The sequence below is a fragment of the Streptomyces sp. PA03-6a genome (assembly GCF_033792765.1).
Taxonomy (GTDB): Bacteria; Actinomycetota; Actinomycetes; order Streptomycetales; family Streptomycetaceae; genus Actinacidiphila.
Genome location: NZ_JARAVK010000258.1, coordinates 1 through 12482, shown reverse-complemented (window position 1 = coordinate 12482; position 12482 = coordinate 1). Strand labels below are relative to the sequence as shown.

Below are 12482 nucleotides of genomic sequence, written 5' to 3'. Positions count from 1 at the left end.
GGCCAGGCACGGGGGCGGGGGGCGAACTAGCGTGGGGCGCATGGACGCCTCGAATGTGATCGGTGACTTCCTGCGGGCCCGGCGGGAACTCGTGCGGCCCGAGGACGTCGGCCTCAACGGCGGTGGGCTGCGGCGTGTGCCGGGGCTGCGGCGCGAGGAGGTCGCCATGCTCGCGGGCATCAGCTCGGACTACTACCTCCGGCTGGAGCAGGGGCGGGACCGCAATCCGTCCGTGCAGGTCGTGGAGGCGCTCGCGGGGGTGCTGCGGCTCGACGCCGACGCGACGGCGTACCTGATCGGGCTGGTGGGACCCAAGCCGCGCAGGACCAGGCGCCCCGCGCAGGAGAAGGTGCCGGGCCACGTCCTCCAGTTGCTCGCGCAGTTGCCGATGCCGGCACTCGTGCAGGGGAAGTACCTCGACGTCCTGGCCGCGAACGCCCTGGCGCGGGCGCTGTCGCCGAACAACGTGCCGGGGGTGAACCGGCTCCGCGCGGCGCTCCTGGACCCGGAGGAGCGGGAGCTGCACCGGGACTGGCAGACCGCCACGGTGAACGCGGTGGCGAGTCTGCGCGCGGTGGCCGGGCCCGATCCCGACGACCCCCGGCTGGCCGCGCTCGTGGGCGAGCTTTCGCTGAAGAGCGACCGTTTCCGGAAGCTGTGGGCGCGCCACGACGTGCACCGGCGCGAGGGCGCGCTCGCGCGGATGCGGCACCCGCAGGTCGGCGACATGGACCTGTACCGGGAGAAGCTGAGCGTCAACGGCGCCGAGGGCCAGGTCCTGGTGATCTACCACGCCGAGCCGGGATCGGAGGCGGCGCGCTCGCTGGCCCTGCTCGGGTCCCTGGCCGCCGGCACCGCCGACGGGACCGTCCGCCCCGCGGCCCCCGCCCGGGCGGGCGAGGACCGGGAACGGACCGGCCGGGGTTAGGCCCGGCCTCCCGGTGCGCGGACCAGCAGGAACAGGGTGCGACGGCGGTGGCTGAAGCCGATCGACTCGTAGAGCCGTACCGCGTTGGTGTTGCTCGCGGCGGCGTGCAGCAGCGGGGTGTCCCCGCGCTCCTTGATGCCCGCCGCAACGGCGCTCATCAGCCGGGTCGCCAGGCCGCGACCGCGGTGGTCCGGGTCGGTGCAGACGGCGCTGATCTCCGTCCAGCCGGGCGGCTGGATGCGCTCCCCGGCCATGGCTATCAGCCGGCCGTTCTCCCGGATGCCCAGGTACGTGCCGAGTTCGAGGGTCTTCGGCAGGAAGGGGCCGGGCCGCGTGCGGGCGATCAGGTCCATGACGTCGTCGACGTCGGCGGGGCCGAGGCGCACGGCCTCCGGGGCGTGCTCGGCGTGGAGCGCGGTGTCGACCATCTGCATGCCCTCGCCGCCCTCCACGACCTCCCAGCCCTCCGGGATCACCGGTGAGCCGGTGACCAGGGCGGTACCGCCGGGGCCGAGCAGCTGGGCCAGGTCGTCCCAGGCGGCGGGGTCGGCCGGGTCGGCGAGGCCCGCGAAGACGGACACGTCGGACCGGTAGCGGGCGGCTCGGCCGCGGACCTCGGCGAAGCCGGCGTGCGGGCCGGTGAGGGCGGCCCACACCGGGTTGTCCAGGGCAGGTGCGGCGTCGGCCCGGGCGGGCTCGCCGTCGGACTCCGCGGGGTGGGCGTGATCAACGGTGGTGGACATGGGTGGTGCTGGTCTCCGTCCATCGAGGGGCCGGCGGCTGTCGGGTGGGTCAACACCGTCGTGCCCGCCCGCAATCCCGGCCGGGGCCGGGATCCCCACCCTAGGCCGTGGTGATGGCGGGGCACGGCCCGCCCCGGGGCGCCGGGGACCGTCCCCTCGGCCGGGTTGCGCGGCACGATGGGCGTAATACGGTGGCCGGGAGGCGGGGGCTCGCGCTACGAGGGAGATGGCGCATGGCCACACTGGTCGCCGTGAGCGTCGGTATGCCCAAGAACGTGCCGTGGCAGGGCCGGACGACGTACACGGGCGTCTGGAAGGAGCCGGTCTCCGGACCGCGCATGGTCCGGCGGCTCAACATCGACGGCGACGGGCAGGGCGACCTCGGCGGGCACGGCGGGGAGCAGCGGGCGGTGCTGGTGTACCAGCTGGACTCGTACCGCCACTGGCAGAAGGAGCTCGGGCGGGACGACCTGACCTTCGGCAACTTCGGCGAGAACTTCACCGTGGATGGCCTGCCCGACGACGAGGTGTGCATCGGGGACCGGTACCGGATCGGCGGCGCGGTCTTCGAGGTCACGCAGCCGCGCGTGACCTGCTACCGGGTCGGGATGCGCATGGCCGAGCCCAGGATGGCCGCGCTGCTGGTGGCCCACCGGCGCCCCGGCTTCTACCTGCGGGTGCTGGAGGAGGGCGAGGTCGCCGCGGGCGACGACATCGTCAAGCTCGGGACCGGGCCGGAGGCGATGACCGTCGCGGACATCGACGCGCTGCTGTACCTGCCCGGGCATCCCCGGGACCAGGTCGAGCGTGCCCTGCGGATCCCGGCGCTGAGCCCGGGGTGGCAGGCGTCGATGCGGGCGCTGCTCGACGCCCCGGCGGGGGACGGGGGCGGCGCGGCGGGCAACCCCGGACTGACCGGCACGGCGGCCCCTCCCCCGGCGTGGCCGGGCTTCCGCCCGCTACGGGTGGCCCGGGTCCGGGACGAGAGCAGCAGCATCTTCTCGCTGACGCTGGCCGCGCAGGACGGCAGTCCGCTGCCGGCCGGGATGCCCGGCCAGTTCCTCACCGTCCGTATGCGGCCGGAACCCGACGGGCCGCCGCTGATCCGCACGTACTCCCTGTCGGGGCGGCCCGGCGCGGCGGAGTACCGGATCAGCGTCAAGCAGGAGCCGCACGGCGCGGGCAGCGGCTTCCTGCGGCGGCACGTGCGGGAAGGCGACCTGCTGGACGTCGCCGCGCCGCGCGGCACGTTCGTCCTCGGGGAGGGTGACACGCCGGTGGTGCTGCTCTCCGCGGGGGTGGGCGCCACACCGGTGATGGCGATGCTGTACGCGCTGGCCGACGCGTGCGGCCGGCGCGAGGTGTGGTGGCTGCACGTGGCGCGCGACGGCGAGAGCCATCCGTTCGCCGCGGAGTCCCGGGCCCTGGTGGGAAAGATGGCGGGCGCGCACGCCTACGTCGCCTACAGCAGGCCGCGCGAGAGCGACCGTGCGGGCGCCGACTACACCGGGGCGGGCCGGCTCGACACGGCGCGGATCGCCGCGCTGGACCTGCCGCCGGACGCGGACGCCTACATCTGCGGACCGCAGGGCTTCATGGACGACATGGCGGAGGCGCTGGCTGCGGGGGGACTGGCCGCGGACCGCATCCACCGGGAGACGTTCGGCGCGCTGTCCTCGATCAACCCCGGCGTGGTCGACGCGACGGCCCGCGCCCCGCACCCGCCCGCGGCCCCTCCCGGCGAGCCCACGGGACCGTCGGTGTCCTTCGCCCGCAGCGGCCTGAGCGTGCCGTGGCACCCGGCGTACGGCACGCTCCTCGAACTCGCGGAGGCGTGCGACGTGCCGACCCGCTGGTCGTGCCGCACCGGGGTCTGCCACACCTGCGAGACCCAGGTCCTGACGGGCGGTGTCGCATACGCGCCGGAGCCCGTCGACGAACCCGCCGAGGGCAACGCCCTCATCTGCTGCTCGCAGCCGCGCACGGACGTGGTGCTCGACCTGTAGGACGCCCCGTCCCGCAGCCCCGAATCCGCGTTGACGTGCGCGTTCGCATGCCACACAGGGGTGCGGCCCCGACCGGGGCGCACGATTTCAGGGGCGGGACTCATGACGACGACGGACGAGTACCTGGGCCTTTGCGCCGACCTCCACGCCGCGGGCGGCCACGCGGCGGTCCGCAGGACCGCCAGGGAAGGGCTGCAGCAGGACCCCACGTCCGCCGACCTCCACTGCTGGCTGGCCCTCGGGCACGTCGGCGAGGACGAGGACGACCACGACGACGAGGCGGAGAAGGCCTTCCGGGCGGGACTGGAACTCGCGCCGGACCACCCCGGACTGCTCGCCGGGTACGCGGAGTTCTGCCTCGCCGCCGACGCATTCGAGCACCCCGGGCGGGCCGCCCGCGCGCGGACCCTGCTGGAACGGCTCGAGCGCCTCGCACCCGACGCCCCGGAGACCGAGCGCGCCCAGGCGGCGCTGCGGTGGTCGCAGCGCTCGTGGTGGGAGGACGTCCGCATGCAGGCGGCGGCCGCCCAGCTGGAGCAGGGCAGCGCCCAGGCGCAGAGCGACGACCTCGCGTACGCCCTGCTCGACAGCACGGCGGAGGAGGCCCGGCACCGCGCCGAGGCATGGTCGCGGGGCCGGCCGGAGGACCACCGGGCCGCCGTGCTGGCGGCCACAATCGCCGAACTGTCCGGCCCTGCGAAGGCGCCCCTTCGCCTGCTCGCCCGTCACCGGGCACCTGCCTGGGCGGCCGCCGCCGTCCTCGCCTACGGCACGAACGCCCTGCTGCGCTCGCTGGACCTCGCCCACGGGCTGGTCGTGTGGGGCTGGGCGTGGCTCCTGCCGGTCTTCGTCCTCGACCGCAGGCTCTCCGCCGCGCGCCGCCGCGCCCAGGAGCAGGTGGTGGCCCGGATGGAGACCCGCCTGACCCCCACCGCTCCCGCTTCCGGCGACTGACGCCGCCACGAGCTGCGCGAGGTCGTCGGGCCGCCACAACCACGAGCGGCCCGCGGCCCGGACGCACACGCGGACCACCACGCGGCCCCGGGCGGTCAGCCGCGGTTCGCGGGCTGGGGGAGGTCCTGGTCCTGCAGGGCCATGAGCTGGTCCGGGGTCGGGTCGTCCAGCTCGGCGACGCGCTGCGCCTGCCGTTCGGTCATCTCCTGGAACATCTGGCGCGCGGATCGGCCGTTGCCGAAGCCCTCGCCGCGCGGGAGGAGCTCGAAGAGGCGGGTGAGCTCCTCGCGGGCGACGGGGGTGAGTTCGTACTGGTGCTCCGCGGCCTGGTACTCGACGATCGAGACCAGTTCGTCCGCGGCGTAGTCCTCGAAGAGGAGCGTGCGGCCGAACCGGGAGGACAGGCCCGGGTTGGAGCTGATGAAGCGGTCCATGTCGCCGGGGTAGCCGGCGGCGATGACGACGACGTCGTCGCGGTGGTCCTCCATGAGCTTGACCAGGGTGGCGACGGCCTCCGTGCCGAAGTCGTTCCCGGCGCCCACCGGGGCGAGGCTGTAGGCCTCGTCGATGAAGAGCACGCCGCCCAGCGCGCGGTTGAAGGCGGCGGTGGTCTTGGGGCCGGTGTGGCCGACGTACTCGCCGACCAGGGCCGTACGGTCGACCTCCACGAGGTGGCCCTCGCGCAGCAGTCCGAGCGCCTTCAGGAGCCTGCCGTACAGGCGCGCCACGGTGGTCTTGCCGGTGCCGGGGTTGCCCGCGAAGATCAGGTGCCGGCTGAGCGGCGGGGCGGGCAGCCCGGCCTCCTCGCGGCGCCGGACCGTCTGCATCAGCTTCACCAGCGAGCCGACGTCGCGCTTGACGCGGTCGAGGCCGACGAGGGCGTTCAGCTCGCCCAGCAGGTCCTCCAGGGTCTCCTCGGGCGCTTCCTCCTCGTCGGCGGTGGCCTGCGGGCGCGTCCCTGCCTGCGGGGCGCCTGGTACGCCCGGGGCGGCGGGCACCGCCGGGGCGGCCGCGGGTTCCCCGAACGTCAGCGGGACGCCGTCCACGGTGCAGTCGTCGAGCTGCGGGGCCGCGCCCTCGTCCGTGCCGAGCGCGTCCGCGCAGTCGCGGATCCGGCAGTGCCGCAGTACGGGGTCCGCCCCCGCGCCCACGTGGAGCGCGGGGAAGCCGGAGCCGGACACGTCGAGCGAGGTGAAGGTGCCGCCCGCGCCCTCGGCGAGGAAGACGCCGTTCTTGGCGGGCCTCTCGATGCGCAGGTCCACGACCGTGGGCCGGGCCCCGGTCCACACGACGACGCCGGAGCCGGCGCAGTCCTCCACCGAGCCGCCGTTGACGGTGGCTTCGGCTCCCTTGTCGACGACGACGCCCGCCGCGCCCGCCCCGGTGACCCGTATGCCGGTGAGGACCGCGGTACCGCCGGTCGCGACCCGCACCCCGATGTCCTTGGTGCCGGTGACCGTGGTGTGCTCGACCCTGCTCTCGGACGCCGAGCCGACGCCGATGCCCGTCGCGACGTCGTCGATGCGGCAGCCGGTGACCGTCGCCACGGCCTGCTCGTCCACGGCGACGCCGGTCATGGCCACGTTCCTGATCCCGCAGTCCGCGAGTTCGAGGCGGGCCTCGCCCGCCGCGTGGACGCCGTGCTCGGCGCAGTCGCGGACGAGGCAGTCGGTCAGCTGCCCGGTGGCCGTGCCGGACAGGTGGACGGCGCTGAAGGCGCTGCGGTCGATCCGGCAGTCCGCGAGGCGGGCCTGCGCGGCGCCCGTGACCAGCAGCCCGTTGGCGCCGGCGTCGGCGACGGCGCAGCCCTGCGCGTTGAGCACGCCGTTGTCCTGGACGACCACCCCGCTGGCGGAGGCGCCGCGGATCCGGCAGTCGGTGAGCTCGGCGCGCGCCGTGCCGGTCACGTGCACACCGGCCGCGCCGGGCGACTCGATCCGCAGTTCTCCGGCCGTGGCCTCGGCCGCCTCTTCCAGCAGCAGCCCGGCCCGGCCGGTGCCGGTCAGCGTGGAGTCGGCGAGCCGCAGGCGTGCGCTGCCGCGCAGCCGGACGCCCGATCCCGTCGTACGGTCCAGGCGCAGCCGGGTCGCGTCCAGCCGGGCCGTGCCCGACAGCACGACGCCCGTGCCGTCCACGCCCGTGACGCTGGTGTCCTCGACCCGGGCGCGGACCGCCCCGGCCAGGTGCAGGCCGGCCAGCCGGGCGCGTTCGAGGCGGCAGCGCCGCAGGATCAGGGCGGTCGTCCCGCTCTCCTCGTCCTCGGGGCCGCGGGCCTGGATACGGCCGCCCTCGACGGCGCAGTCCTCCAGGACCAGTCCGGCGCCCGGCGAGACGGCGATCGCGGGGGCGCCGTCGTCGGCGCCCCACACGGTGACGCCGTGCACGGCGCAGTCCGGGCCGTCGACGGTCAGCGCGGGCCGGTCCCCGGGAGGCGCGGCCAGCACGACGCTGCCGCGGCCGTGCTCGGCCGTGAGCACGACGGCGCGGTCCAGCACCACGGCCTCGGTCCAGGTGCCCGGGGCGATCACCACCACGTCGCCGGGGGCGGCGGCCCGCACCGCGTCGGCGATCCGGTGGAAGGCGCCGCGGCCGCCTTGTCCTTTGGGGGCCACGGTGTGACGGGTCATGTTCCGGATCCTCTACTGCTGCTGCGTGCCGGGCGGCGGTACCTGGTACCAGGACGGGTTGATGCTCGCACGGTACGCACCCGTCAGGTAAACCGACTGGATCGACTTCTCGAAGATCTTGAAGGGTAGCTGGATCCAGAAGTCCGCGAAGCCCTGCCGGTGGAAGAGCCGGCTGCCGCCGCCCAGCACGAGCGCGTTCTTGACCAGGGCGGTGGAGGCCGACGTGGTGAGGGCCGCTGCGGCGTTGATGCCGCCGTCCAGGAAGGCGTCCGCGCCGCTGAGCTTGACCGTGTTCCCGTTGGCGTCGCTGACGCCCCACACCGCGGCGTTCATGGCGCCGTTGACCCATCCCGAGATCACGCTGGTGCCCGCGCTGAAGGTGAAGTCGTAGATGCCTCCGCGCCAGCGGGTGGGGGTCTCGTTCCCGGCCCATTCGTTGGACCAGGTCTTGTCGTGGTTGAACGGCCTGCGCTGCGGGAGCTTGCCGCCGTCGATGTTGGCCAGGGTCGTCTTGAGGTTGCCGAGCTCGCGGAACCCGGCGGCCCGGTTCTCGTGCACGGCGATGCCGACCCCGGTCTTGACGCCCGCGGAGACGGCGGCGTTGGCGAACGCCTTCAGCACGTCCTTGCCGGTGAACGGCTTGTCCTGGGCCGCGGCCACGATGCCGTTCACGGCCAGGTTGGCACCGAACTCCAGGACGAACTCCTGGCCGAACTCCACGGCGGCCTTGTACGCCACCGTCCGCCAGTACGGTTCGTACCGCGCCTCGCGCAGCGCCGCACCCGCGTCGTCGGGGAGCATCGTCCCGGACCAGGGCATGCGCTGGGACTCGCGGATCCGGCGCCCCCAGCCGCGTATCTCGGTCAGCGGCCCGCGGTAGTCGTACTCGTTGCCGACCAGCTTCATCTGGCCGAGCGGACCGCGGCGCTCCCAGACCAGGCCGCTGTCCGTGCGCTGGGCGACGAGACCGCCGTCGGCGTCGTAACGGTTCCACTGCCCGCGCCAGGCGTCGGTCTCCAGGTATCCGGTGACGGTGCCGCCGGGGCCCGTCTCGGCCGTGCGTTCGCGGACGACGGAGCCGTGGTCGAACTCCTTCCAGACCGCGCCGGGCTCGCCGGCCGTGCGGCCGTACTCGCGGACGCGGGCCGGGCCGTCCAGATGCAGCGGCGTGTCGCGCAGGACGACCGTGGTGCCGTCGGCGGACCGCAGTTCGTCGCGGAAGTGGCGGGCGCCGGGCCGCCACTGGTCGTCCCAGGCGCCGGTGGCCCGGTTCCACCACATGCGGACCTGGCCGCCCTGGCCGGGTGCCGTCGCCGGTGAGCCGTCGCGCTTGAACTCGGCGGTCAGCCAGCGCTCGTTGCGGGCCGGGTCGCGCCAGGCGTCCACGAAGCGGCCCTTGTCGAGCATGCGGCGCTCGCGGACCAGGTTGCGGTTCGCGTCGAGGTCGCGGAAGGAGTCGTCCCAGGACAGCTTCGGGTCGTTGGAGCCGCGGAAGAACTCCCTGGAGCCGGAGCGGCCGAGGTGGCTGCCCTGGGCGTCCGTCTCCCGCCACGTCCACTTCGCGGAGTCCGCCCGCCCCGTGCCCTCGATGAAGCTGTTCGCGGCGCCGTTGGGGTTCGGGTGCCGCATCCCGGTCAGGTTGCCGTGGGCGTCACGGGTGACCCAGCTGCCGCGGCCGGAGGGATGTCCGACGACCGGCGCATCGACGTACTCGCGCACGACTCCGTCCGGCAGGCCCTCGCGCGCGACCCTCAGGCGCCCGTCCGGCCCCTGGAAGCGGTCCTGCCACAGCGGGCCGTCGGGAGCGCCTTGTTGCGGGACGCGGTAGCCGTGCCGGCCGCCGGAGTCCTCCCAGGGCACGTACGAGGCGTCGGCCGGGGCGTAGCCGGGGCCGCCGGCGTGGTCGCCGACCTTCAGCGTCGTGCCGTCGTGCAGCTTGGTCGTCAGGCGCGCGAAGTCGCCGTTCGCCGCCAGATCCAGGGTGCCGCCGTCGAGACCGACGTACCGCACGCCCGAGCCACCGGCACCGGCGCCGCCCCCGACGGGCCGCGTCTCCCAGGTGAACAGCTGGTACGCGTTGTCGCCGAGCACATGGGCGTACGCGCCCTCCGCGTGCCCCGCACCCGGCAGCAGGCCCTTGCGGACCCAGACGGGCGGGCGCTGCTCACGCCACCGCTCGGTGACCAGCAGGTGGCCGTCGACGACCTCGGCCTTGCCGACCTCCTTGCCGTGCGGCGACTGGCGCTGCCAGGTCCCGTCGGTCTTCCACCCGCCGGGCGCGGCGGCGTCCTGCACGAGCGTGTGCTCCTCGTACTGCCCGGCGTGTTCGGGCAGGTGGCCCATGCCCCACTTGCGCTGGACGAGGGTCCGTCCGTCGTCGGCGAGGTCGGTCCAGCCGGAGTCGTACCGGTCCGGGGTCCGCGGGCCCGCGGTCAGTTCCCTCGAGGCCCCGTCGTAGCGGTGCCAGCGCAGTTCGCCGTTCTCGTTCCTCAGCGCCAGCGTGTGGCCGGTGCCGTTGCCGTGCTTCTGCAGACCGGCCTGGTACTCGTGGACGACGTTGCCGCGCCCGTCGAGGTCGCGCCAGCCGGTGCCCGCGGTGTCGTACTCGCGGATGCCCGCGCCGGACAGGGTGGCCTCGTCGCCCCAGCGCGCCCAGCTCGTACGGGGGTTCATACGGCCGAAGTCGATGGTGTCGGTGCGGCGGAAGGAGTCGAGGAGCCCGCCGCCGGGCAGCGGCCGGCGCTCGAAGACCGGTACCGGTGCGCCGGTCGCGCTGAGCAGCACCACCCTGCCGTTCGCGGCGCCCGTCAGATCCGCCTTGCCGTGGTGGAACACCCCCGTGCCGGTTCCGGCGGGGCCCGTGCGCTCCCACACGCCGTTCGGGTGGTCCAGGACGTACTGATAAGGAGTGGGCCTGCCCTTGTCGAGGACGTTGAAGCCCTGCTTGACCAGGGTGCCGTCGGTACCGATCTGGATGAACTCCCCGTCCCGCGGCCCGCCGGTGTGCACGTGGGTCACCCGCAGACCGTCGGCCGTGGCGGTGACCTCCTGCCCGCGGAAGTGGGCGATGCGCGTGCCGGTCGCGTCCTCCAGCCAGGCGGCACCCTGCGCCGGGGTGACCAGGTTCAGGCCGTCCGGCACGCCCGGCAGCGCCGGGAGCGGCCGGCCGGTGGCGACGGGAGCGCCGTGCTCGTCGTACCGGGTGAAGGTCCCGTCGACCTCGTCGATCTGGCGCGGATGGGGCTCGGTGAGCTCCGAGAAGTATCCGTGTGCCGTGGGGAACGTCTCCGTGCCGGACAGTGAGTCCGTGTCCCGCAGCGAGGGGGCCGGGCCCGTACCGGAGGTCCCGTCATGCGCGTGCGGCACGGGTGGCACCGGCGGTACGGACGGCACGGGCGCGGGCGACGCGTGTTCGGCCGCCGCCACCCTCAGCTCGGCGGCCTCCGCATCGGCGAGCCGGACCTCCGCGGTCACGACCTGCTCGCGCGCCGCGTCCAGCCCGGTCCTGTTCGAGGACCCCTTTCCGACCAGGTCGAGGGCCTCAAGCCGCCGGAACTCCGCGTGCGCCCGGTTCAGGTCGCGCCGGGCGTCCTGCACGGCCGCCTCCGCGTCCGCCGTCGTCAGCGGGTCGTCGGCTCGCGGGGTCAGGTCCGGCCCCTCGTCCAGCGACCCGGCGTCCTCGTCGGCACGCCCCTTGCCCTTGCCGGGCGCGGGGGGTGCGACCGCGTCGTCCGTGACGGCACGGGTGTGCGGCACGTGAACGTGGTCGTGGCCGTGGTTGCGGACCTGGGCATGGATGAGGTCGAGGTGGCGGGAGCGCAGTCCGCCCTGGGTCAGGCCCTCCGGCGCGGCGTTGTGGTAGTTGCCCATGAGGCTGCCGTCGACCTCGGGCCGGTGGCCCGCCGTCGAGTCCCGGTACTCGTCCCGCAGACCCAGCTGGTGACCGAGTTCGTGCGCGAGGTCCTGCTCGGTGGCGTCGATGCGCCACTGGTGCTGGTTCATCGCACCGTCCGGGCCGCCCACCCTCACGTTCAGGTGGGCGTCCGCGGCGTTGCCCGAGACGCGCTCCAGCGTCACGTGCAGGACACTGCCGTCGCCCAGCACCTCACCGGGACGATTGAAGACCCTCTCCACACCGCCCAGCGCTCGCTCCCACAGTGCGTCCACCTGGGCCGGCGACAGACCGTCGGCGGCCAGCCGGACCCGCACGGTCAGATCCGTGACGGAACGCTCGCCCAACGGGAACGTACGCACGTCGAAGCCGGCACGCACCTCGTACCGCGGCGCGTGAGCGCCACCGCCCCGCGGCGTCGACACCGGGTCCACCCACGAGTGCTTCACCGTGTCCGGCGCCGCCGCACCACGCGCCGCGTTCCAGCCCGGGTCCAGCGTCAGGTCAACATGGCCGTCACCAGCACCGTGGAGGAAGTCGTCCGCCGCACCCGTCGGCGCGGACACCGCCCGCGCCGACACCCCAGCGGGTTCGTCCAGCACCGGGAACGACCTGTCCCCGCTCTCCCAGCGCACCGTCACGGTCTCCGTGGCCGAGCCGTGGACGACGGTGTGCCGCACGTCCCGCTGGAGCCGCTCCAGCGTGTCCAGCAGACCATCCGGCGGGAAACGCTTGTTCAGCGCATCGAGCAAGCTTTCCTTCGAGACGCCAAGCTCGTCCGCCAGGTTCTGCGTGTGACCGGAATTGTTCTTCCAGCCCCGCGTGGCGTTGCTCGGCCCCACATGAATGGAGTTGTCCGCCGTCAGAATCGACGGCCCATGCTCGTCGATCAGATCCTGGGCAGCCTTCGAACGCGCGGTCAGATGGAAGTCGCTCCCACTGATCGTGACCGACGACCCGCCCACCACCCGCGTCTCATGACTCGAAGTGAGGACCACATTCAGGTGGACGGCCACCTCCGCCCGCGTCCCACCATCGTGAACGGTGATGACGATCGGGCGCGAGATGAGGTTGTTGCCCCCGTTGTTACGGGTCTTCACACCGAAGTCAAAGCCACCGAGCGTACGGCGCACCTCGCTGGGCTTTGCACCGCCCGTACCGGTGATCACGTCCAGGATCTTGTCCGCGGTCAGCTTCGCGGTGCCAGTGGCGGCCGGAGCGGCCGCGGAGACGGACTGCGGCACGTGCTTGTTGATGGCGTCGACCAGGGCGTTCCGGGTGTTGGCCGCGAGACCCACCAACTGGAGGGCCGTCTCTTTGCTGCCCGCATCG

Annotated in this window: 6 protein-coding genes; 3 read left to right on the top strand and 3 right to left on the bottom strand. The window is 74.1% G+C overall.

What is annotated here, in order from left to right:
- The first annotated feature begins 40 nt into the window (after positions 1–40).
- Complete coding sequence (locus PV350_RS38390) at positions 41–928, top strand: helix-turn-helix domain-containing protein (RefSeq protein ID WP_500338083.1); 888 nt, start codon at positions 41–43, stop codon at positions 926–928.
- Here PV350_RS38390 and PV350_RS38385 read toward each other — a convergent pair.
- Positions 925–1671: a GNAT family N-acetyltransferase gene (locus tag PV350_RS38385; RefSeq protein WP_500338081.1), complete on the bottom strand. Its 747-nt coding sequence runs from the start codon at positions 1669–1671 to the stop codon at positions 925–927. The genes PV350_RS38390 and PV350_RS38385 overlap by 4 nt on opposite strands.
- Before the next feature lie 233 nt (positions 1672–1904).
- Between PV350_RS38385 and PV350_RS38380 the strand changes: the two genes are divergently transcribed.
- Entirely contained in the window at positions 1905–3677 is a 1773-nt protein-coding gene (locus PV350_RS38380) for an MOSC domain-containing protein (protein WP_499509409.1), read from the top strand.
- Between the two features lie 102 nt (positions 3678–3779).
- Positions 3780–4631 carry a hypothetical protein gene (locus tag PV350_RS38375; RefSeq protein ID WP_500338079.1) on the top strand — a complete coding sequence of 284 codons (852 nt, stop codon included), beginning with the start codon at positions 3780–3782 and terminating at the stop codon, positions 4629–4631.
- 95 nt (positions 4632–4726) lie between these two features.
- Here the strand turns inward: PV350_RS38375 and PV350_RS38370 are convergent, their stop codons facing one another.
- Complete coding sequence (locus PV350_RS38370; RefSeq protein WP_500338077.1) at positions 4727–7258, bottom strand: right-handed parallel beta-helix repeat-containing protein; 2532 nt, start codon at positions 7256–7258, stop codon at positions 4727–4729.
- 12 nt (positions 7259–7270) lie between these two features.
- Positions 7271–12448: a hypothetical protein gene (locus PV350_RS38365; protein ID WP_500338076.1), complete on the bottom strand. Its 5178-nt coding sequence runs from the start codon at positions 12446–12448 to the stop codon at positions 7271–7273.
- Between the last annotated feature and the right edge of the window lie 34 nt (positions 12449–12482).